The sequence below is a fragment of the Mesorhizobium sp. M0601 genome (assembly GCF_040320845.1).
Lineage (GTDB): Bacteria > Pseudomonadota > Alphaproteobacteria > Rhizobiales > Rhizobiaceae > Mesorhizobium.
The window spans coordinates 1-22,666 of sequence record NZ_JAMYQK010000061.1; the positions used below are offsets into that span (position 1 = coordinate 1).

Here is a 22,666-nt window from a genome sequence, read left to right on the forward strand (position 1 = left end):
ACATCCCCCCGCGGCGCGGGGGGGGGGGCGTCTTTTTTTTAAAAAAAAAAAAAATAAAAACCCCCCCCTTCCCCCGGGGCCCCCCCCAACCTTCCGGGGGCCCGGGGCCCCACCCCCCCCCACCGCTGGTGGATCACTCGAAGTCCTTGACGTTCTGCAGCGTCACCAGTCCGGCGCCGGTATCCACATTGGCCTCGACGGGTTCCCCGCGGATGGCCTTGACGACGGTGTCGATGCCAAGCTCACCCATTTTCGCTGGAAATTGAGCTACGCTGGCGTCCTCCGCTCCCGACTTGATCGCTTCGATCTCACCGCAGCACGCGTCGAAGCCGACCACTATGAGGTTGTCGTTGGCAATGCCGGAATTGCTGATCGACTTGACGGCGCCAGGGATCGGCGGACCGCAGGCCGAGTAGATCGCCTTGAGATCGGGATTGGCGGTGAGGATGTCTTCGGTCACTGACGTGCCAAGTTCCAGCGTGCAGTTGGTTGCGCCCTTGCCGACGACATCGACCTTGACGTCGCCCAATCCCTCCATCATGCCCGTGACCCGGTCATCCAGAGCCGGCACCCCGGGAACGCCTTGCAGGATACCGATCTTGTCACCGCTCTTGAGCACCGTTTTAAGATACTCTCCGGCGATCTTGCCGCCGTTGAGGTTGTTGGTCGAGACCAATGCCGTCTGGCCTTTCCAGTTGGGAATGCTGTTGTCGACGAGAACCACCTTGATGCCGGCGGCGACCGCCTTGTCGAGCGCCGGCGCGACCGTCGGGTCGACCGGAGTGATTGCCAGCCCCTTGACGCCCTGCGTGATCATGGACTCAATCAGTGCGATCTGACCTTCGATGTCGGTAGCTGCCTGGCCCTGGCCGGTGACCAGTTCGATCTCCGGATGAGCGGCCGCGTATTTCTTGGCGGCGTCCTCCATGGTCGAGTAGAACGGCACCGGGAATTTCGTAATCAGGCCAACCTTGATCTTGTCTGCGGCCGAAGCCGGCACGGAAAACGCAACAGCGATCACCAGCCCTGCGAACAGTTTTCGGTCTATTGGCATTGTATTCCTCCCTTGGATTGAGACGCCTCCCGGCGGGAGACGCTTCAGGCATTTGCGGACCGGAAAGGTCCCCAAATTTCGAACGGGTCAGGCTCCAACGATCATGGAAACCAGTTCCTGTTTGTTGCCCTTGGTCGGCACCAGTTCGCCGACCCTGCGGCCCTGGCGAAGCACCACCGCGCGATCGGCGAGCTCGACGACGTGTTCCATGTTGTGAGTGATCAGGATGACGGCATTGCCCTGGTCGCGCAGCGCAGCGACCAGATTGAGCACCTGGCGTGATTCACGCAGGCCGAGTGCGGCGGTCGGCTCATCCAGAATGACAACCTTACGGGCGAACACGGTCGAGCGAGCCACGGCGATCGCTTGCCTTTGACCGCCAGACATCATGGCGACGACGGCATCCAGCCGCGGCAGCGTAACTTTCAGGTTTGCCAGCAGAGCGCGGGTCTCGGCGTCCATCCGGCGCTGCTGCAGAAATCGCAGGCCGCGCGGAAGCCATTGCGGGCCAGCCAGCTCGCGACCGGCAAAGAAGTTCTGTCCCGGCGTCAGATTGTCGAACAGCGCCAGATCCTGATAGACGGTCTCGATGCCGGCGAAGCGCGCATCCGCAGGGGAGCGTATCTGCGTTGGCGCACCGTCCAAAAGGATCGCGCCGGCATCGAGTTGGTGCACCCCGCTGATGCATTTGGTCAGCGTCGATTTACCCGCGCCATTGTCGCCGAGCAGGCCGACGATCTCGCCGCGCCGCACCTCGATGCTGACATCGTCGAGGGCCAGAACCGAACCGAAACGCTTGGTAGCACCGCGTACCGCCAGCACGGGATTGTCCGCCGTGACCGCGTGATCGGCGTTATCCGCAGCGGCGCTCATGACTGCCTTCCGGCTTGCAGGACACGCACACGCCCTTCGAGGTAATTGCGCAGCACGTCGGACTCGACCGCGATCACGATGACCACGCCGATGACGATGAGCTGGAAAAAGACATTGACGTTGAGCAGGTTGAGCGCGTTGCGGATAACGCCGATCATGATGGCGCCGATCAAGGCATGGCCGAGGTGGCCGCGGCCGCCAAGAAAGCTGGCGCCGCCAATGATCACCGCCGCGATCGTGTCCAGTTCCAGCAGATTGCCGAACAGCGGCGAACCGGCGTCGGTGCGGCCGGCAAGGATGACGGCACCGATGCCGGCGCACAGCCCTGAGATGACATAGACCGAAACCAGCACCCAAGACACGGGAATGCCCATGCGCAGCGCGGCGTCGGGCCGGCCGCCGACGGCATAAATCCAGCGCCCCCAGACCATGGTTTTAGCCATGACGGAAAGAACCGCGGCAACGCCCGCAACGACGAAAATCGATCCAGGCAGGCCCCAGACCGCCTCGCGGCCAAGCGCATCGATCGAATCCGGCATGCCAGGAATGGCGCGGCCATCGGCCAGTTGCAGGGCCAGCCCCTTGGCGATGCTCAATGTCGCCAGCGTGATGATGAAAGGATGCGGCAGCCGGCCGAAGACGTAGAAGAACCCGTTGATGGCGCCGACCGCGGCACCGCAGGCAACCATCACGCCGATCACGATGATGGCGGGAGCGCCGGCATGAAAGCTCAGCGCGCCGACGACGGAAGCCAGTGCAAGGTTCGAGCCGACGGAGAGATCGATGCCGCGTGTCAGGATGACCAGATGCTGGCCCATCGCGACAACCGAGATGACGGCCGTCTGGGCGAGGATGTTGCTGAGATTGCGTCCCGTCAGGAAATAGGGCGACAGAAAGCTGAGGACGGCGATCAGCAGCACCAGGATGACCACCGGACCAGCGCTCAGCAGCATCAGGCCGAGCGCAAGGCCGGGAACGGCTTCTGACTTCCTCGATGCCGGCAACGCTGCCTCGCCGACAGTCGTGCCGGTGTTTCCCGTTTCAGGCAAATTTCCCCTCCCCGCCGCGGCTTGTACGAGCCGCGTCGTCAAAAACTCAATTCGTGTTCAGGTCCTCTTCTTATCGATAAAAAACAACCGGCCAGGCCGGGTCAAGTTGTTTTTTATGGATAAAGTTCATGCTAAAAGGACAAGCCATAGTTCCCAAGGAAATCCGATGAGAACCGACACCGTCTACAAGAAGGCCTTCAATCGGGCTGCGAATATGCTGCGCGACGGGCAACTGGCCGGTGAACTTCCTTCCGAAAATGAGCTTAGACGGCGAATGTGCGTCAGCCGCACAACCGTCAGAAAGGTTTTGCGGGAACTGGTTCACCGCGAACTTATCACCGAACGCCACGGCCTCAGGTCGACGGGCCGCCCGGTCAGCGACAACGATTACTATCCAGACGCCGAAACCACGCCCCGCGCCCAGCATGTCGAACAGCAATTCATGGAGTGGATGCTGCGGGGTGACACCAGGCCCGGCACCAGCATCAATGAGCTCGAGCTTGCGCGCCAATTCGGCGTTGCGACCAACGGAATTCGCGAATTCCTGATCCGCTTCAGCCGGTTTGGACTGATCGAGAAACGGCCGAATACAGGCTGGCTTTTCAAGGGCTTCACCGAAAGCTTTGCACTTGAGCTCTTCGAGATCCGAGTAATGTTCGAACTGCGTTCGGCGCAACTATTTTCACTACAGCCGCACAGTTCTCCCCTATGGTCGAAACTCGCTGCGCTCAAGATGGCGCATGCCGACCTGCTGGAGCGAATTGAGGGCCGTTTTCATGACTTCTCCGGCCTGGACAACCGGTTTCACCGGCTCATAAACGAGGCATCACCGAACCGCTTCATCGATGATTTCTACGACATCATCACGTTCATTTTTCACTACCACTATCAGTGGAACAAGCAGGACGAAAAGCAGCGCAACCAGGCGGCAATCCTCGAGCATCTCGCCTATATCGATGCGCTCGAAAGCCGCGAATCTGACCGGATTGAGCGGGCCTGCCGAGCGCACCTGGCGTCGGCAAGAGCAACGTTGACGCGTTCGCTTATCGGACTTGTTGAATGATGTAGTCGACCCGCCCTTCAAGGGAACCGACGCATCCTCTGGAACGCGTCGGAAGCAAACGCTTACGCGTGACGGATTTCCGTTCCCAGCACCTTCAAACATTCGCGGATGAACGCTGCAAGGGCCGTCCAGCCCTTTGCCGAAACCATCGTGCCATCCACATATGCCTCCGTTGGAGACAGGTCGATATAGGTGCCGCCCGCAAGCGTCACTTCGGGCTCGCAAGCCGCCAGTGCGCCGACCTTCTTGCCACGCACGACGCCGTCCACCGCAATCAGGATCTGCACGCCGTGGCAGATCGTGAAGATCGGCTTCTTGGTTTCGTGGAAGTGGCGCACCATCGCCTGAACGCGCTTGTCGGTGCGGATGTATTCGGGCCCGCGACCGCCGGCGCAGTAAACGGCGTGGTATTGCTCCATCTGCTTCTCAGCGTCGGAAAAGGTCTTGTTGATCAGCGCATAGTGGCCGAGCTTTTCGGTGTAGGTCTGATCGCCCTCGAAATCGTGCAGCGATGTTTTGATCAGGTCTCCGGCGCTTTTGTCTGGGCACACGACGTGCACGGTGTGGCCCACCGCTTCCATCGCCTGCTGGTAGACGAAGATTTCGTATTCCTCGGTGAATTCACCGGTCAGCATCAGGATCTTTTTGCCTGGCATGGTACTTCCTTTCCTGTGACAACGGCCGGGCGAGACCTGTACTCGCCTGGTAGGTTTGAGTTTCTAGAAGGGTGAATCGGGGAAATAGTCTTCGTTGGCACTGGCCTGCGTGATGACCGTCAACGGCGGGTACGGGGACATCGGGACAGTCTCAGTCGAACGCCAACAACAAACGGTCGCGGGAATGCTCGATATGGCGACGCATCGCCTGCTCGGCAGCGGCAGGATCGGCCGCAGCGAAAGCGGCCAGGATGGCCTCATGCTCGTCAAGCGCCTCCTCGGTGACGCGCGAATGGAACATCAGGCGGAATATGTGGAAGTGGGTGTGCTGGTGCGCCAATGTCTCGCGCACGAGTTCGTTGTTGGCGAATTCCATGACCTTGTCATGGAAAATGGCATCCTGGCGGGCGAAGTTGGAATACCGCAGGCGCTCGTCCTTGCCCTCACGGCGCGCCATGACGCCGGCCGACTTCTGAAGCTGCGCGAGCTTTACCTCGTCCATGAGCGCGGCTGCCTTGGCTGCGCCATGAGGTTCGAGCAGCAGGCGAAGCTCATAAAGTTCGTCAAACCGCCGTTTCGTGATCTGCGGCGCAGCGCGGTAACCGATCAGATGCGTCTTCAGCACCAGGCCTTCGCCTTCGAGCCGGCCGAGCGCCTCGCGGATCGGCGTGTGGGATACGTTGAATTCCTTGACCAGACTGTCGACGGTGATGCGCGAGCCCGGCGCAATCTTCAGCGACATGAGTTGCGCAAAAATCGCTTCGTAGACGTCCTCAACCAGGCTGCTGGAGCGCTGGATACGCCCGCCGCCGAGGTTCGTATCGTCCGCATTGAGTAAGTTCATGGCCTGCATGTTTTGCCTCTTGACACATTGACTTGCTAACACGATGCTCCGGTAAATGCAATCCTATATCCTATACGATTTGGTAGAGGATATCATTTGCGGCGGTTACGAGACAAAGCAATGGCGCTAGCGGTAGCCCTGCGGGAGCAGCGTGCCGCCCCAGCGGCCTTTCCAGACATCATCACAGGACGCAGGTCATGAGCCTTTTCGCTGCGATAAGGCTGCCACGCGAAATCCTCTTCGGGAGGGGCCAACGCCACGTCATTCCGGTTGTCGCGGCCAGGCTCGGGCGTCGCGCGCTCGTCTGCACCGATGAACGTTTTGCCGCAACGGGCCAGTTCGCTGAGATTATCGCGGCACTGCGAGCCGCCTCGCTAGACGTACTGGTGCATGACCGCGTGCTACCCGACGTCCCCCGGGACACCGTTGCCGTCTGCGTCGAGGAAGCACGGAAGTTCGCGCCCGACATGGTGATCGGCATTGGCGGCGGCAGCTGTCTCGACCTGGCGAAATGCGCCGCGCTGCTCATCAGTCACGGCGGTCAGCTCCAGGATTACTACGGCGAGTTCAAGGTGCCCGGCCCGATGCTGCCGCTGATTGCGGTGCCGACGACAGCCGGCACGGGCTCTGAAGTGACCCCGGTTGCCGTGATCTCGGATCCGGATCGCACACTGAAGGTCGGCATCTCCAGCCCGTATCTGATCGCGGCCGCGGCCATCTGCGATCCTGAACTGACGATGACATGCCCGCCGGGATTGACGGCGATCGCAGGCGCCGACGCGCTGACGCACGCAATCGAGGCGTTCACGGCCGCCAGGCGGGGGACCGATCCCGGCCTTCCGCAGAACCATGTCTTTATCGGCAAAACCGCCTTGACCGATCATTTCGCCCTGCTGGCGATCAAGCTGCTTGGCCGAAGCCTTGAAACGGCATGCGGCCGGCTCTCTGACGAGGACGCCCGGGCCGACGTCATGATGGGTGCACTGGCAGCCGGCTGCGCGTTCGGAACGGCCGGCACAGCGGCAGCGCATGCCGTGCAATATCCGGTTGGCGCGATAACCCACACCGCTCACGGATTGGGCGTCGCCACCATGTTGCCGTACGTCATGAAGTACAACAAAACAGCCGCAGCGACCGAGATGGCCGAGATCGCCAACGCGCTCTGCCTCGATGGTAAAGGCCGGACGCCCGACGAGTTGGCCGACGCGACCATTGCCGAAGTCAGCCGGCTGTTTGGGGCAATCGGGATCACCTCCTCGTTAGCCGAGCTGGGGCTGCCCGCAGATAAGCTCGATTGGACGGCGGAACAAGCGATCGGTATCGAGCGCCTCATCAAGAACAACCCGCGGCCATTCGATTTGCGGACCATGCGACACCTGGTCCAGGCGGCCTTTGATGGCGACCTCGCCAGCATCATGTAACAATCGGGAATATCGAGATGAACACGTTTTCACAGGTTCTGGCTGACGATCAGGGCATCAGCGACTTCCACACAATCTCGCACGGGCTGTATATTGGCGGCCAATGGCGGCAGTCCGCGGATGGCAGGGTGATTCCGGTCGTCGACCCTTCGACCGAGGCTGTCATCGCCGCTGTGCCGGATGCGACCGTGGACGACGCCGCCACTGCCGTTGAAGCCGCTGCCAAGGCAGCCGATGACTGGCGGACAACGCCGCCGCGAAAGCGTTCCGAGATCCTCCGACGCTGCTTCGAACTGATGACGGACCGATCGGAGGCACTGGCTACTCTCATCGCATTGGAAAACGGCAAGGCCCTGCGGGATGCCCGCGGCGAGATCGCTTATGCCGCGGAATTTTTCCGTTGGAATGCCGAGGAGGCCGTTCGCATTACCGGTGAATTCGGTACTGCGCCTTCCGGCACCAATCGGATTGTGGTCGACTACGAACCCGTCGGCATCTGCATCCTGATCACGCCCTGGAATTTTCCTGCCGCGATGGCGACGCGCAAGATCGCGCCGGCACTTGCCGCTGGATGCACGGTGATCCTGAAGCCGGCCAGTGAGACACCCCTCACCGCCTATGCGCTCGCCGCGCTCTACCAGGACGCGGGCGTTCCACCAGGGGTGGTCAACGTCCTGACAACCTCCAGTCCCGGGCCTTTGACAGCCGCCATGCTGGCCGATCCGCGGGTGCGCAAACTCTCCTTCACCGGTTCGACGGGTGTGGGTCGCGCTCTGCTGGCAGAGGCTGCCAGGCATGTGGTTTCGTGTTCGATGGAACTCGGCGGCAACGCACCGTTCATTGTGTTCGACGACGCCGATCTCGAAGCGGCGCTCGATGGTGCAATGGTGGCCAAGATGCGCAACGCCGGCGAGGCCTGCACGGCCGCAAACCGCCTCTATGTGCAATCCGGCATCTACGAAGCCTTCTCGGATGGCCTCGAGAAGCGGATGTCGTCGCTCAAGGTCGGCCCTGGCACTGATCCGGACACGGAATGCGGGCCAATGATCACGAAAAAGGCGGTCGAGAAGATAGACCGCCTTGTCGTCGACGCGGTCACACGCGGCGCGCGGGTCATGTGCGGCGGCTCAGTCCTGTCCGGGCGCGGTTTCTTCTACCCTCCGACGGTGCTTCGCGACGTGCCGGGCGACGCAAAGATGGCGCATGAGGAGATATTCGGGCCGGTGGCGCCAATCTCGAGCTTCGAAACGGAGGCCGAGGTCATCGCACGCGCCAATGACACCGAATATGGGCTTGCTGCCTACATTTACACGCGCGATCTGGCGCGCGGCATGCGGGTGGCTTCCCGCATCGAGGCCGGGATGATTGCTCTCAACCGCGGGCTGATGTCTGATCCGGCAGCTCCCTTCGGCGGCGTCAAGCAAAGTGGGCTCGGCCGCGAGGGAGGGCAGCATCACGGCATTGCCGAGTTCATGGAGGCGAAATACCTCGCCGTCAGCATGTGAGCTGAAGAAGAATGCAAGGCGATCCCTTTCGCATCCGCGACCACGTTGCTGATTTTGACCAAATCGTGCAGGACATTGTTGACCGCAGCGAGGTCGCCCGCGCCGCCATTCCGATGGCAGCAGACGTGGCCTACGGACCGGATCCGACCGAGACCATGGACCTGTTCTTTCCTGCGGGCAAAAGAACGGCGCTACCGGTGCACATCTTTGTCCATGGCGGCTACTGGAGAATGTTCTCCAAGCGCGACTACTCATACATCGCGACGACGATTACCCAGGCCGGGGCCATCGCCGTCATCCTCGATTATGCTCTGATGCCCAAGGTTCGAATGGCGAGGATCGTCGACCAGGTGCGCCGCGCCAAGCAGTGGGTCCTGGCCAACATCGCCGATCATGGCGGAAGCCCGGCGGCCCTGAGTGTCAGTGGTCATTCGGCAGGAGCCCATCTTGCAACGTTTCTGTTCGAGGGCGAGCATACCCCCTCGAATGTGAAGGCAGCCCTTCTCCTGAGCGGACTCTATGATTTGAAGCCGCTCCAGGATTCCTTTCTCGCCAACGAGATTGGAATAACCGACGAGGAAGTCGCCATGTTCACACCTCTCGCCTGTCGGCATGATGCTCAAACCAAGGCGGCGGTTCTGGTCGGAGCCAACGAGACGCCACCCTTCCATCAGCAAGCCGATCGATTCAAAGCAAGCTTGCTGCGGCAGGGATCGTTGGTAACGTCGCATGTGCTCCCGAACCGCAACCACATGGACAGTGTCAGAGATCTTGGCGTGCCGGGGACCGAGGCTGGCGATTGCCTGGCAAAACTGATCGCCAAGGCCTGCTGACTAACTCGGGTTCTCCAGGCGATTTGTTTTGCGCCACTCCTCGTACTCTCCGCGGGCATCGTCATGCAGCGGATAGTAGCGTTGCAACGGCCCGCCCTCCATGAGCTTCGCTCGCGAAAACTCCTCCCAATCATGATGCTTCTGTGATTCTTCGATCACCTTCGGGGCCATCACGACGGGAAGCACCACCACCCCGTCGTCGTCGGCGACGATGATGTCGCCCGGGATCACCGTGACACCGCCGCAGGCAATCGGAACGTTGACGGCATTGGGATAGATGCTGGTCTGCACATGATAGTTTGGCGTCCAGCCGCGCAGCCATAGGGGCAGGTCGAGCTTTTCGACATTGGGCCGGTCGCGCATGCACCCATCGATGACGATACCGGCCCCGCCCCTGCCCTTGAAATACGTCGACATCATATCGCCGAAGACGCCCGAGCTCATGTCGCCGCGCGCGTCGACCACGACCACATCGCCCTCCTGCGCGTGATAGAGCACGTGCCGGTGCAGCTGTGTCTCCGGATCGGCATATTCTCCTTCGGTGAAGAGGTCCGGCCGCTGCGGCAGGAACTGCAGCGTCAGCGCCGGCCCGACGATCGACTTCCCGTGGTTTTGCGCCACCGGACCGACCATGTGCGGATTGCGGAAGCCCATGTGGCCAAGTGTGCCGGCAACCGTCGCGGCGCCGATCTCCCTGAGTGCGTCGATCAGGTCTTTAGGCGGCCGCATGATGTCGGAAGTATGCGTCAATTGTGGACTCCGATTGAATGGAACTACCAGTTCGTAACAGAACCGTCGCGGCGCTTAAGGTGAGGCGCTTCCCAGAAACGCAAACTCTGCGCCTGGACCGCAACTTCGTTGACCTCGACGCCGAGCCCCGGCAGATCGCCGACCGGGTAATCGGTCCCGTCGAGCCGTGGTTGCACGGGGAAGAAGTCGGAATTGTCGAAGCCCAGCTTTGTTTCGGGTGCCCTGGTCTCGAGCCACGCGAAGTTGGGTACCGCGGCAGCGAGATGCACGGTCGCGGCCGTGCACACTGGACCAAGCGGATTGTGCGGCATCAGGTCCACATAATGCGCCTCGCTCCAGCCAGCGATTTTCATCGCCTCGGTGAGCCCGCCGACATTGCAAACATCGAGCCGGTTGAACTGATGGATGCCGCGCTCGATGTAGGGCAGGAACTGCCACTTGCTGGCAAATTCCTCGCCTATGGCAAAGGGGATTTCGGTCATCGTGCGCAGCGATTCATAGGCCTCCGGCGTTTCGGCCCGTATCGGCTCCTCGAGGAAATCAAGCACGCCGCGACCGAGCTTGTTGCAGAAGCTCGCGGCCTCTGCCACCGACAGCCGATGATGATAGTCGAGGCCGAGGACCACGTCGCTGCCCAGCGCCTCGCGCGCCTTGTTCAGCATACCCGCGGTAGCGCCGATGGACTCGCGCGGCTCGAAGATGTCCTTGCTGTTTTGCCCGAAGGGGAAGAAGCGGATCGCCTGCCACCCCTGCGCGCGAAGTTCGCGGGCCCGTTCGATGGCAACGTCGCCCTCGGCCTCGTCGCCGGTCGAGGCAAAAGTGGGAATGCGGTCGCGCTGCTTGCCGCCCAGCAGCTCGTAGACCGGCACGCCCAGCGCCTTGCCCTTGATGTCGTGAAGGGCGATGTCGATGGCGGAAATCGCCGCCTGAAGGACTCGTCCGCCTTCGAAGTACTGGCTGCGGTAAATCTCCTGCCAGATCCGCCCGATCTGCATCGGGTCGCGGCCGATGAGAAACTCGCGATAGTGCTCGACCGCGCCGGCCACGGCCCTCTCGCGACCGCTCAAGCCGCTCTCGCCCCAGCCGAAGATGCCCTGGTCGGTCTCGACCTTGACGAGCATCTGGTTGCGCGTTCCTACCCACACCGGATAGGGCTTGATCGCGGTGATCTTAAGCTTCTCAGTCATCCACGCCCACGTTTCACGCGCATTCGCCCTATCTCAGTTTGCCTTGAGGGCCATTTCAGTTTCGCCATCGAACAGATGCATCCGCTCCTGGTCGAACTCGAGCCAGATCTGCTCGTCGGGCGCGACGGCAATGTTCGGCGGCACGCTGACGTTGACGATGGCGCCGGACAGGAACGCCTGGACGAAGGTGACGTCGCCGGTCGGTTCCACCGTGTAGGCCTTGGCCGGAATGGAACCAGGGACCGCACTCTTGTGGAGCTTGATCGTCGAGTGACGTGCGCCGAGCACGACTTTCGTGGTCGTCGCTTTCGCCACCTTCTGGGCATTGCGCGGTGAGAGCTCAAGGCGCCAGCCCTCGGCGCCGGTCAACACCGTGTTGCCGTTTGCCATCGAGGCCTCTAACGGAATAAGGCTCATCGCCGGGCTGCCGATGAAGCTGGCCACGAACATGTTCACCGGATGGGCAAAGACCTGCGCCGGTGAATCGTATTGCTGCAGGTAGCCGCCATTCATCACCGCCATCTTGTCAGCCATGGTCACGGCTTCGAGCTGGTCGTGCGTCACATAGATGATCGTCGCCTTGAGGTCCTGGTGGAAACGCTTGATCTCCGACCGCATCTGCACGCGCAGTTTGGCATCGAGGTTAGACAGTGGCTCGTCCATGAGGAACACGGCGGGGTCGCGAACGAGGGCACGGCCAAGGGCCACACGCTGCTGCTGCCCGCCCGACAGTTCGCGCGGCTTGCGCTCGAGCAGGTGCGTCATGTCGAGCACTCGCGCCGCTTCCTTGACCTTCTTGTCGATCTCGTCCCTGGGGAGTTTGCGCATCTGAAGCGGGAACGCCAGGTTCTTGTAGACCGATTTCTGCGGGTAGAGCGCGTAGTTCTGGAACACCATTGCGATGTCCCGGTCCTTGGGGTCGAGGTCGTTGACCACGCGCTCGCCGATGATGATGTCGCCCGCTGTGATCGGGGTCAGCCCAGCGACGAGATTGAGCGTGGTTGTCTTGCCGCAGCCTGAAGGCCCGACGAGCGCAACGAACTCCCCGTCATTGACCGTCAGCGAGACGTGGTTGACAGCTTTGAAGCTGCCATAGCTCTTGACGAGATCTTGGAGGACCACGTGGGCCATCGGCAACTCCCTAGTGCTTGACCGCGCCTTCTGTAAGGGCGCGTACGAAGTATCGTTGCAGGACCAGGAACAGCACCACGACGGGCACGCTCATCATGAAGCTGGCCGCCATCAGGCCCGGAAAGTCCGTCGTATTTTCCGAGAAGAAGCGTTGGATGCCGACCGGCAGGGTCAACTGCTCGTTCTTGGAGAGGAAGGTGTAGGCGTAGATGTACTCGTTCCACGCACCGATGAAGGAATAGATTGCGGTGGCGATGATCCCCGGCGTCGAGAGCGGCATCACGATCATGATGAAGGCCTGGAACCGTGTTGCGCCATCGATGCGCGCCGCCTGCTCAAGCTGCACCGGGATATTGTCGTAAAAGCCCTTGAGCAGCCAGATCGCCAGCGGCAGGCCAAAGGTGAGATAGGTGAGTATCAGTGAGCCATGCGTGTTTATCAGACCGATGGCGCGCATCAGGATGAAGAGTGGCACGAGAAAGATCACCGCCGGGAACATGTTGCGCAGCAGCACGGCAAAGAACAGGAAATTCCGGCCGGGGAAACTGAAGCGCGAAAACGCGTAGGCCGCTGGGACAGCCACGATCACCGAAAGGATTGTCGTGACGGTCGACACGAAAAGGCTGTTCCAGAAGAACCGGAGGAAGTCCTGGCCGACGCTGTTCTGCGGATCGAGCAGTTTCTGGTAGCTGGCGAGGGTAGGTTCGTCCGGCCACCATTGCGGCGGGAATTGCGTCGCCGCGAATCCGGACTTGATCGAGGTGATCAGCATCCAGATCATCGGCAACGCGGTATAAAGCAGCATGAACACGAGGAATATGCGCCCGGCCCACCGCCATCCGTCGACGCGCATACGGCGACGGGTCTGGGCTCGAGGTGCTGTCTCGGCAATCGTGCTCATCAGCTCCCCTCTTTCCGCTCGTTGCCGCTTAACGCACGGACGTAGAAGTAGCCCAGCGTCATCAGGGTGAAGAACAGGAGCACCGAATAGGCCGATGCCACGCCCCAGCGCTGCCGTCCGAAGGCGAGCTCATAAATGTGGGTTATCCAGATATGCGATGCGTTCGACGGCCCGCCGCCGGTCATGATCCAGGGGATGATGAAGGAATTGAAGTTGGCCACCGCGAGCAGCAGCATCGTCACCACCGAGACGTTGCGCAAGTGCGGGAAGGTGACGTGCCAAAAGCGCTGCCATGCATTGGCACCGTCGACTTTTGCGGCACGGAGCAATTGATCGGGGACTGTCTGCAGGCCGGCCATCATCATGATCATGGCAAACGGAAACTCGCGCCAGATATTGACGACGATCAGGGAGGGCAGCACCGTGCTGACATTGTCGATGAAATTCGGCGGATGGGCGGCCAATCCGAGGCCGACCAGCACCGCGCCGATGATCCCGAAGTCCGAATGGTAGATCCACTTCCAGATGTAGGAGGCGGCGACGGCGCTGATGACCCAAGGGATGATCAGGACGGCGCGCAGGACACCACGGCCGATGAAGTCGCGGTGGAGCGCCAGCGCTGTGGCAAACCCCAGGACAAAGGAGATGAAAGTTGACCCCAGAGTCCAGATCAGCGTGTTCCAGGTGACTTTCCAGAACACCTGACTGGTGAGGATGGTCGCGTAGTTGTCGAAGCCGATGAAGGTCTTGTCGCGGAGTTGCAGGCCAGGCGGTGTCTTAAAGAACGACAGCTCGACCGTGTAGTAGATCGGATAGGCGATGACGATGAGCATCACGGCGATCGCCGGGAGCACGTACGCGTAGTCCGCACGATGCTCCCAGACCTTCCGCAGCGCGCCGGACCAACCGGGTTGCAATCTTCGGCGAGCCTCGGCCTTGCCGGTCACGATCGTCACTTGTGGCGTGCCCTTTTTCTTCGGAACGCTGCGGCTGCGCCAGCGGCGCCGCCGGTCCAGGTCGTAGGTGTGGCTTGGACTAGAGTCCCCCCATCAGGTCTTTTACCTTCTTGGCCGCGTCGTCCGCTGCCTCGTCGACGGTCATCGCTCCGGTCAGGGCATTCTGCAGCATGTCCGGGATGATGATGTTCATGATCTCGGGGGCCTGCGGCAGAGCTGGGAACGGGATGCCGTATGGCAGCATCGAGGTGGTGACGTCGAGGAACTTGATGTTGTCCAGACGTTCCTTCATCCACTTGGTCTTGAAGCCGTTGAGGTTGCCAGGGTTTGATCCGGCGTAGGCCATCTTCAGCGACCATTCAGGGCTCGTCCACATGCAGATGATAGCTTTCGCGGCCGGCTCGTCTACCTTGCCGCCCTCGACATATTCGGGTTTCAGGATGTGAATGTTCGAGCCGCCGAACACGACGGCGCGCTTGCCGTCGGGACCGGTCGGGATCAGGCCGTAGCGCATGTTGTCGATGACCGTCTGCGCCTTGTCCTTGTCGGTGCCCGTCGCCTTTTTCTGCAGGTCGAGCATGACGTTGTAATCGGACGGGTGCGAGATCATCATGCCGAGCTGGCCAGCGACGAACAGGGGCTGATTATCGGCCTGCTGATTGGTGAGTGCCGAAACCGGAACCGACTTGTCGCGAACATACATGTCGTAGGAGGCTTGCAGCGCTGCCTTGCTTTGCGGGCTATCGAGCTGGACCTGCTCATAGGTCGGGTTCGGCGTCGCTTCGTCGAAGACACCTCCGCCATAGGCCCACAGCTGTGGCATGAAGCGGTACGGCGTATTGCCGGCATTCTTGCGAGCCACGAGGCCATATCCGGCAATGCCGAGCTTGTCGTGGATCTGCTTGGAATACTTGACCACGTCGTCCCACGTTGCCGGCGGTTTGTCCGGATCGAGGCCGGCACGCTTGAAGATGTCGGCGTTCCAGATGAACGCCATCGTCTCGTTGTTGGTCGGAATGCCGTAGGTCACGCCCTCCCAGGTCACTGCCTTCATGGCGCCGGGCCAGAAATCCTCGGTCGAATACCCCACGTCCTCTGGCTTGAGCGGCTGCAGATAGCCCTTTGAGGCGAACTCGGTACCACCCAGGATCTGCAGGCGGACCGCCATAGGCGCGGCATTGCCCAGGAGCGCGGTGCGGAACTTGTCGAGAAGGTCGTTATAGGTGAGGGCTTGTTCCTCGAGCTGGATGTTCGGATAGGTTTTGCGGAAGGTCTCGAAGAAATCCTTGTAGTACTGGCGCAGGAGGTCCGGGTCGCCCTCGAACACGCCCTGATACCAGAATGTCAGTCGCCCCTTGTAATCGAGCGGGGTGACCTTGGCGCAATCGGCCGCCGTGTCAAAATCCTGTGTGCCCGCAATCGAGCGCACATACTCCGGCGACCACTTGCTCAGGTCGACCGGCGGTGCACCCAGCGCCGATGTAGACGTCAGGGATGCCATCAAAGCAGTGGCGACAGTGCCGCGCAGGACGGCGCTGCCGAGCGCAATTCTCGTCATAGGTATCCTCCCTGGTTCTCCCATGCCGCCCTAAAGCGGTCCTTGCTCGTTTCGATCGCGAGGATGCTTCTGCCAGCTCAGTGTATCCTCTCGATCGCTTGGTACGTTTTCAGATCGTGAATTGCCTGTCAACGCGCTGGATCGTACATTGTTTGCGAAAGCCGTGTGTGATATCGGGCAAGGTATGTATTAAATTGGGGAGCCCGGCCTTGGCCGAAACAAGCGATTTCAAAGCGATGCCACCGGTAGGGACCGATCCCATCGGGGCCTCCAGCGAGGGCGCCTCGCTTTATGAATTGATCAGGGAAGATATCATCGAGGGACGGCTCGCTGCCAACGAACGGCTTGTCGTCACCGATCTCGCCCGGCGTCACGGCACTTCGACCAATCCTGTGCGCGAGGCCCTACAGTTGTTGCGCGGCGAAGGGTTTGTCACCTTTATCGCCAACCGCGGGGCGCGCGTGCGACCCATTGATCAGGATTTTGTCCGGGATATCTACGAGATCGGTGTTCTGATCGAGCCAGCCCTGACACGATGGTTTGTGAATATGGCTACCGGCGAGGACATCGCCGAACTCGAACGTCTCCAAGGCCTGATCGAAGAGAACAATTTCGCCGACACATTCAGGCATAGTGAGCTGGATACCGCTTTCCACACCGTGATGTACCAGCGGCACTACAACCGCCACGCAGCCGAGCTTTGGTGGAAGCATCGCGAAGTGCTGCGAGCCGTGAGCCGTCGTTTCAATTTCACGCTGGCGCGACGTGCCGCGATCATGCGCGAGCACCGCGAACTCATCTCGCTTGTGAAGGCGGGAGAGGCCGACAAGGCGGCCGAACTCGTTTCCCGCCATGTCGAGGGTTCGGGCCGGCATATTCTCGAACAGATGCGAGCGCGCAACGCCGCTCGGGCCGGATAGAATGTCCAGTCCAGAACATCGTTAGCTGACCATTTCCAGGCAAAGGTAGTTAAGATGAAAATCACGAGCATTCGGCCGTGGCTGATCAAGTCCGATGCTTCCTACTGGGGAGAGTTCCTGTTCGTCGAAGTGACGACCGACGAGGGAGTGAGTGGCTGGGGAGAGATCACCACCACGACAAGGCTCGCCAACCGCGCTCTGTGCACGATCCTGCGGCAGATCGGCGTCGCCGTGACAGGCGAGGATCCGGCGCGTATCGAGCATCTCTGGCACAAGATCTTCCGCAGCTTCACCTACATGGGAAGCCGCGGCGCCGCTGTCGAATGCGTGAGCGCCATCGACATAGCCCTCTGGGACATCCGGGGCAAAGTCCTTGGCAAGCCGATTTACGAGCTGCTTGGCGGGCCGGTACGCGATGAAATCGCGCTCTACACCCATCCCAACCAGGCCAAATTCACCAGCAAGGAGGCTGTGGTCCGCGAAATTCTAGACATTGTCGAGTCCGGACACACTGCGCTCAAGTTCGATCCCTACCCCCACCAGGGCCGCAGCGCCGATGGCCTGCCCCGCGAACAGCGAGACGGCTACCTCGATGGCGGCATGACCCGCAAGGACGAGCGCGAGGCCGCCGAACTCACGGCTCTGATCCGCGAAACGGCAGGACCCGATGTCGACATTCTCATCGATGCGCACGGCCGCTTCGACGTCCCCACCGCCATTCGCCTCTGTCGGAGCCTCGAGGAGGCCGGCCAGATCGACTGGTTTGAGGAGCCCTGCCCGCCCGAGAGCCTTAACGCCCTCAAGCAGGTACGTGAGAAGGTCAATACCGCCATCTCGTGGGGCGAGCGCGGCCACACGAAGTGGGATTTCGTGCCGGTACTCGAGAACAGGCTCGCCGACTACATCATGCCCGACGTTACCTGGACCGGCGGCATTACCGAACTCAAGAAGATTTCTGCGCTGTGCGAAGCCTACTACGTGCCGGTCTCGCCACATGACGCCGCGGGACCGATCAACGTGGTTGCGGGAGCGCAGGTGATGATGACCGTTCCCAATTTCTACAAACTCGAAACATCGGAGTGGAACCTGGGCAAATACGATCACCTGATCGACAGACCACTCGACATTTCGAACGGCAGCCTCAAGCTGTCGTCGAAGCCTGGTCTCGGTATTGAGATGGACCGCGACTACCTGCAGGCCCACGAGATTGAGCTGGGCTAGCAACACTCTATGCCGGCCCCGGGTGCGAGACGACAAGCCGAAAACGAGGATAAGTCATGGCAAAGACAGGTGGCGCCGACGAAGCGCTCAATCGGGTAAACGCGAACTCCAAGCCATCCCAGCTTCGCATCACCGACATGCGGGTAGCCGAAATCGTCGGCGCGCCGTTCACCTCGACCCTGCTCAAGATTTACACCAACCAGGGCATCGTCGGGCTTGGCGAGGTGCGCGACGGCGCCAGTGCCACTTACGCGCTGATGCTGAAGAGCCGGCTGCTTGGCGAGAACCCTTGCGACATCGACCGCCTGTTTCGCCGGATCAAGCAGTTCGGTGGCCATGGCCGGCAAGGCGGCGGCGTCTCGGCGGTCGAGATCGCGTTGTGGGATCTCGCCGGCAAGGCCTATGGCGTTCCCATCTACCAGATGCTCGGCGGTCGGTTTCGGGAGAAGGTGCGCGTCTATTGCGACACCGACGCTACCGTGCCGAGCGGCACCGAGACCGGCAAGCGCCTCAAGCAGCGCATGGCGCTCGGCTTCACCTTCCTCAAGATGGATCTGGGGCTGATGCAGATCGCGGATGTACCCGGTGCGGTCGTCTCCCCTGCTGGTTCACTTGAAGGGTACCGCATCCATCCCGGCCGCGGCCCGGTCAAGACCATGGAGGAGCGGCGCGCCCGCAATGCCGCTTACGATTTGCATAACGTCCCCCATCCGTTTACCGGCCTCCACTTTTCCGACAAGGGCCTCGACCTGCTTGAACAGTACATTGCCGAGGTTCGCGATGTTATCGGCATGGATATTCCGCTCGCCATTGACCATGTCGGCCACATCTCGCTGCAGAACGGCATTCGGCTCGCCAGGCGGATTGAAAAATACGTGCCGGCCTGGCTCGAGGATGTGATCCCATGGCAGTACACCGAGCAGTTCCGGCAACTGCAGGCCGCCACTACGGTGCCGATCTGCACCGGCGAGGACATCTACCTTAAGGAAGGCTTCGAGCCTCTGCTCAAGAGCGGCGGCCTTTCCATTATCCACCCGGACCTGCTCACCAGCGGGGGCATCCTCGAGAGCAAGAAGATCGGCGACATGGCCCAGGACCACGGCATCGCAATGGCTATCCATATGGCCGAAAGTCCAATCGCCGCAATGGCCGCGGCACATGTCGCGACCGCGACCGAAAACTTCATGGCGCTCGAATACCACTCTGCCGATGTCGACTGGTGGGACGATATCGTCACCGGCCTTCCCAAGCCGCTCGTGAAGGACGGCTTTATCACTGTTCCGGACAAACCTGGCCTGGGGATTGACGACGTCGTCGACGAGGTGATCTCGCAGCATCTGCAGCCGGGTGTCACCGGCATCTGGCAGCCCACGGATCATTGGGACGACGAGTATTCCTGGGACCGTATCTGGAGCTGAGGCGAAAAGAACCGAAGATGAAGATCACCGACCTCCGCTGCGCCGTCATCGGCAAACACCCAATCGTCCGCATCGTTACCGACGAGGGCCTCTATGGCCTTGGCGAAGTCGAGTTCACCAAGACCTATCTCAAGCCTTGGGTGCTGCATTTCCGTGAGGCGCTGATCGGCGAGGACCCTACCGATGTCGAGCGGGTGATGCTGAAGATCCGCCAACGCGGCTCTTTCAAGCCCTATGGCGCGGCGGTAAGCGCTATCGAGCATGCGCTGTGGGACATAGCCGGCAAGGCCGCAGGCGTGCCGGCCTACAAACTGCTCGGCGGCAAGGTGCGCGACAAGGTGCGCGTCTATAACGGCTCAATCCGCCAGAAGCGAACGGGGGACCGGCCGGAGGATTACGCCGCTGACGTGAAATGGATGATGGAGCAGCCGCAGAATTTCTTCATGATCAAGCAAGGGATCTCGTTCCACTCCAACATGAAGGACACCGTCGAGGACTTCCATTACGGCGTGAAGCAGAATAAGGCCGGCTACCACGGTGCCATGGACCAGGGCGTGATCAGCGAGCGCGGTTTCAACCACATGCTCGACTGCGTGATCGCGATGAAGGAAGTGCTGGGCGACAAGGTCAGCCTGGCGCTCGACTGCGGCCCGGGCTGGATGCTGCCCGATGCGATCAAGTTCGCTCGCGCGGTCGAGAAGTACAATTTGATGTGGCTCGAGGACATGCTGACCGGCGACTATGTGCCGTGGGTCAATCCGCAGGCGTATCGGGAGTTGACCACCTCCACCTCGACGCCAATCCATACCGGCGAACAGATCTACCTGCGGCACAATTTCAAGGAGCTGATCGAAACGCAGGCGGTGCGCGTCATCGGCCCCGATCCAGCCGATATTGGCGGCATTGCCGAGCTCAAATGGGTCGCCGAGCACGCCTGTATGCACTCAATTCTGATGGCACCGCACGGCACCGCGAACGGCCTTCTCGGCCTCGGCGCGCTGATCAATGTCTGCGCCACCCTGCCCGCCAACTACATCGCGTTCGAATACCCGAGCGCCTCCGACCCCTGGTGGGAGGACCTCGTAATCGGCCTGCCGTCGCAGATCGTGAAGGACAGCATGGTGGACTTGCTGGAAGCGCCGGGGCTGGGCCTCGATATCGACGCCGAAGCAGCCAGGAAGTATCTCCGGGACGAGGATGCAGGCTTCTTCGACTGAACCATCCTTCTTGCGCCACCCTGCACTGCGCGGACTGCTTCACGCAACCTGTCATCCGGAATGACCGTTTCGGCCCGGAGCGGTCCGGCCGGTTCTGGTATGAACGCGTGAGAATGCAGACATTCAATCCGGTGGGTCCGAGTCTCGAACTGACCCGTTCCGCACGTTCCTAAAGCTGCAACTCCTCTCAGTCCACTCAAGCGAAGACTCAGGGCAGCAGAACGATCGAACGTACCATATAGATGGACTGTCGGCAGCACTCGGGCTTGACGTCTTGCCGTCATGGGTGAACGGTAGCGGCAGCCTGGCACCGCGCAGGAAGGCACGTTATGATCAAGGCTGTCTTGGGTTTTCTTCTGCTGCCTTGGCTTGTCATCTTGCCCCTGATCGCAGTGACACCCGCGATCGCAACCGATTTCAGCCAGCCCGGTCCTTTCGCGATCGGTATTCAGAAGTTCACGATACCTGACGTGACTGGTGAGCACCCGCTGGAAACATGGGTCTGGTATCCCGCTGCTGGTCCTGCGCCAGCTCCCGCCGGCGCAATCCTGAAGACGACGCCGGACGCACCGCCGGCAACGACCGGTCCCTATCCGCTGCTTGTGCTGATCCCCGGATCCTCGATGCCGGGCATAGCCTACACCCGCTGGGGCCAGTTTCTCGCGACCTACGGGTTCGTTGTCTTCGCTTCGAGCTATGATACCGGATTCGACGTTCGCCGATTGCTCTATTATCGTTCTGCCAACGTGCTTCGTGTGATCGGCTACGCCGATACACTGACAGCCCCGGGTGGCAAACTCGCTGGACTCATAGATACCTCCCACATCGGCGTCTGGGGGCATTCATCGGGCGGAGCGACTGCGCTCCAGGCGGGAGGCGCTCGGGTCGACTTTAAAGCCCTGGATAGCTGGTGCGCTGCAAATGAGGCCCAGAAGTATGGCGACTCATGCCAATTTGTAGGTTTCGAGCCAACGATTGCCAAACTCTACGGCGCTGCAGACCCGTTTGCGGAGCCGATGCCACCCATTTGGGATAGCCGCGTGGCGGCGCTCGTTCTCGCAGCTCCGGGCGGCGAGCTGCAGGTATTCGGCGCCACTGGCATTGCGGCTGTCAAAGTGCCGACGCTCATACTGGTCACTTCTGACGACGAGATGGTGAAGCCGGAATTCAATGCCCTATGGGCGCATGATAGCATCGGAAGTCGAGATAAGGCGTTGGCCGTATTCGACAAGGGTGGGCACATGATGTTCGCATACGGTTCCGGTTCCAGCCCGCAGTTCGATCAAGCCAAGACGCTGACCGCGGCATTCTTCCTCAGTATTCTAAAAGGTGATCCCATGGGGCAGGCGGCGCTCCGACCCGGCGAGGCGTCGTTTCCGGGCCTCCACTATAAAACGACCTTCCACTGAGCCAACCGGACTCGTTGCTGGACAGGTGGAGGCGCTCGTGTGGCCAACGGCAACACGTGGTCCGCTTGTGGCCCAACCGCGATCACCAATGCGGTGGCCGGTAATGTCCTCTTTAAGGCAGTTGCAAAGCTAACTTTGACGACCGACATCGGCGCATTGCTGCTCGGCAGCCTAGGGCCGAAGAACGAACCCGCTGCGCGGGAGGGGCGCCTGCGGTTGAGGTAGAGATCAAGAACCGGTCGTCGCGCTCGCGTTGAGCGTCGTTCGGCTCGAGCAGAGCATGGCGGGCTTCTTCAACAAGGAGCCTGACCATGCACCATCCTATTCTCGATGCCCGGATCAGCCCGCTGCGCCAGCGGCTGATCGACGACATGAACATGCGGCGTTTCTCACGCGAGACGCAGCGCAACTATCTCCGCGATATCGGACGCCTGGCGACATTCCTCGGGCGTTCACCAGACACCGCTACCGCCGACGACCTACGTCGGTTTCAGATCGAGCAGCAGGAAGACGGCGTTCCCGTGCCGACGATGAACAGCATCGTGTCGGCGCTGCGCTTCTTCTTCACCCAAACGCTCGACCGCCCGGACCTGGCGCGTCGGCTCGTCCGGCTGGCGCATCCGCGCAACCTGCCCGTGGTGCTCAGCCGCGACGAGGTGGCCCGGCTGCTCAACGCCACCACCTGCCTCAAGCACCAGGC

The 22,666-nt window shown here is 61.1% G+C and carries 21 protein-coding genes; 10 read left to right on the forward strand and 11 right to left on the reverse strand.

The features are described from left to right. Positions 1-133: 133 nt before the first annotated feature. The 3 genes from NKI41_RS30960 to NKI41_RS30970 all read right to left on the reverse strand — a co-directional run bounded on the left by NKI41_RS30960 (position 134) and on the right by NKI41_RS30970 (position 2,880). On the reverse strand, positions 134-1,054 hold the full coding sequence (locus tag NKI41_RS30960) for a sugar ABC transporter substrate-binding protein (RefSeq protein WP_352686642.1): 921 nt from the start codon (positions 1,052-1,054) through the stop codon (positions 134-136). Between the two features lie 87 nt (positions 1,055-1,141). Further along, entirely contained in the window at positions 1,142-1,927 is a 786-nt protein-coding gene (locus tag NKI41_RS30965) for an ATP-binding cassette domain-containing protein (RefSeq protein ID WP_352686644.1), read from the reverse strand. Beyond that, on the reverse strand, positions 1,924-2,880 hold the full coding sequence (locus tag NKI41_RS30970; RefSeq protein WP_352686647.1) for an ABC transporter permease: 957 nt from the start codon (positions 2,878-2,880) through the stop codon (positions 1,924-1,926). Before NKI41_RS30970 ends, NKI41_RS30965 begins: the two co-directional genes overlap by 4 nt. A 262-nt stretch (positions 2,881-3,142) precedes the next feature. Between NKI41_RS30970 and NKI41_RS30975 the strand changes: the two genes are divergently transcribed. Further along, the gene (locus NKI41_RS30975) at positions 3,143-4,039 is read left to right on the forward strand and encodes a GntR family transcriptional regulator (RefSeq protein WP_352686681.1); all 897 of its coding nucleotides are present in this window, start codon (positions 3,143-3,145) and stop codon (positions 4,037-4,039) included. A 62-nt stretch (positions 4,040-4,101) separates the two neighbouring features. On the opposite strand, the gene NKI41_RS30980 is transcribed toward NKI41_RS30975, so the two are convergent. Both NKI41_RS30980 and NKI41_RS30985 read right to left on the reverse strand, forming a co-directional pair. Beyond that, positions 4,102-4,695 (reverse strand): DJ-1/PfpI family protein, encoded by a 594-nt coding sequence (locus NKI41_RS30980; RefSeq protein WP_352540695.1) that lies wholly within the window; start codon positions 4,693-4,695, stop codon positions 4,102-4,104. Between the two features lie 151 nt (positions 4,696-4,846). Further along, complete coding sequence (locus NKI41_RS30985; RefSeq protein ID WP_502901261.1) at positions 4,847-5,539, reverse strand: GntR family transcriptional regulator; 693 nt, start codon at positions 5,537-5,539, stop codon at positions 4,847-4,849. A 197-nt stretch (positions 5,540-5,736) separates the two neighbouring features. On the opposite strand from NKI41_RS30985, the gene NKI41_RS30990 reads away from it, so the two are divergent. The 3 genes from NKI41_RS30990 to NKI41_RS31000 are packed head-to-tail and all read left to right on the forward strand — an operon-like array spanning position 5,737 to position 9,298. Next, the gene (locus NKI41_RS30990; RefSeq protein ID WP_352686652.1) at positions 5,737-6,960 is read left to right on the forward strand and encodes an iron-containing alcohol dehydrogenase; all 1,224 of its coding nucleotides are present in this window, start codon (positions 5,737-5,739) and stop codon (positions 6,958-6,960) included. Between the two features lie 17 nt (positions 6,961-6,977). After that, positions 6,978-8,465, forward strand: a complete 1,488-nt coding sequence (locus NKI41_RS30995; RefSeq protein ID WP_352686655.1) for an NAD-dependent succinate-semialdehyde dehydrogenase — start codon at positions 6,978-6,980, stop codon at positions 8,463-8,465. A gap of 11 nt (positions 8,466-8,476) precedes the next feature. Further along, positions 8,477-9,298, forward strand: coding sequence for an alpha/beta hydrolase (locus tag NKI41_RS31000; RefSeq protein WP_352686658.1), 822 nt, complete (start codon positions 8,477-8,479; stop codon positions 9,296-9,298). Here NKI41_RS31000 and NKI41_RS31005 read toward each other — a convergent pair whose 3' ends face one another. From NKI41_RS31005 to NKI41_RS31030, 6 genes are all read right to left on the reverse strand, one after another. Continuing rightward, entirely contained in the window at positions 9,299-10,048 is a 750-nt protein-coding gene (locus tag NKI41_RS31005; RefSeq protein ID WP_352503627.1) for a ribonuclease activity regulator RraA, read from the reverse strand. Positions 10,049-10,071: 23 nt separating this feature from the next. Next, on the reverse strand, positions 10,072-11,235 hold the full coding sequence (locus tag NKI41_RS31010; protein ID WP_352686661.1) for a mandelate racemase/muconate lactonizing enzyme family protein: 1,164 nt from the start codon (positions 11,233-11,235) through the stop codon (positions 10,072-10,074). 33 nt (positions 11,236-11,268) lie between these two features. Next, entirely contained in the window at positions 11,269-12,366 is a 1,098-nt protein-coding gene (locus NKI41_RS31015; RefSeq protein WP_352540692.1) for an ABC transporter ATP-binding protein, read from the reverse strand. A 10-nt stretch (positions 12,367-12,376) separates the two neighbouring features. Beyond that, on the reverse strand, positions 12,377-13,267 hold the full coding sequence (locus tag NKI41_RS31020; RefSeq protein WP_023679256.1) for a carbohydrate ABC transporter permease: 891 nt from the start codon (positions 13,265-13,267) through the stop codon (positions 12,377-12,379). Next, positions 13,267-14,223, reverse strand: coding sequence for a carbohydrate ABC transporter permease (locus NKI41_RS31025; protein ID WP_352686664.1), 957 nt, complete (start codon positions 14,221-14,223; stop codon positions 13,267-13,269). The genes NKI41_RS31020 and NKI41_RS31025 overlap by 1 nt, the downstream gene beginning before the upstream one ends. Positions 14,224-14,302: 79 nt before the next feature. Beyond that, positions 14,303-15,781 (reverse strand): ABC transporter substrate-binding protein, encoded by a 1,479-nt coding sequence (locus NKI41_RS31030; protein ID WP_352503623.1) that lies wholly within the window; start codon positions 15,779-15,781, stop codon positions 14,303-14,305. A 209-nt stretch (positions 15,782-15,990) separates the two neighbouring features. On the opposite strand from NKI41_RS31030, the gene NKI41_RS31035 reads away from it, so the two are divergent. The 6 genes from NKI41_RS31035 to NKI41_RS31060 form a co-directional block, all read left to right on the forward strand. Continuing rightward, positions 15,991-16,701, forward strand: coding sequence for a GntR family transcriptional regulator (locus NKI41_RS31035; protein WP_352686667.1), 711 nt, complete (start codon positions 15,991-15,993; stop codon positions 16,699-16,701). 54 nt (positions 16,702-16,755) lie between these two features. Next, positions 16,756-17,922 carry a mandelate racemase/muconate lactonizing enzyme family protein gene (locus NKI41_RS31040; protein WP_352686670.1) on the forward strand — a complete coding sequence of 389 codons (1,167 nt, stop codon included), beginning with the start codon at positions 16,756-16,758 and terminating at the stop codon, positions 17,920-17,922. A gap of 56 nt (positions 17,923-17,978) precedes the next feature. After that, positions 17,979-19,340 carry a mandelate racemase/muconate lactonizing enzyme family protein gene (locus tag NKI41_RS31045; protein ID WP_352686672.1) on the forward strand — a complete coding sequence of 454 codons (1,362 nt, stop codon included), beginning with the start codon at positions 17,979-17,981 and terminating at the stop codon, positions 19,338-19,340. A 17-nt stretch (positions 19,341-19,357) separates the two neighbouring features. Beyond that, positions 19,358-20,557 carry a mandelate racemase/muconate lactonizing enzyme family protein gene (locus NKI41_RS31050; RefSeq protein ID WP_352686675.1) on the forward strand — a complete coding sequence of 400 codons (1,200 nt, stop codon included), beginning with the start codon at positions 19,358-19,360 and terminating at the stop codon, positions 20,555-20,557. A 329-nt stretch (positions 20,558-20,886) separates the two neighbouring features. After that, positions 20,887-21,966, forward strand: a complete 1,080-nt coding sequence (locus tag NKI41_RS31055) for an alpha/beta hydrolase family protein (RefSeq protein ID WP_352542968.1) — start codon at positions 20,887-20,889, stop codon at positions 21,964-21,966. Positions 21,967-22,277: 311 nt separating this feature from the next. Continuing rightward, positions 22,278-22,666 (forward strand): phage integrase N-terminal SAM-like domain-containing protein (locus NKI41_RS31060; RefSeq protein ID WP_352686678.1); only part of this gene is annotated, 389 nt, incomplete at its 3' end.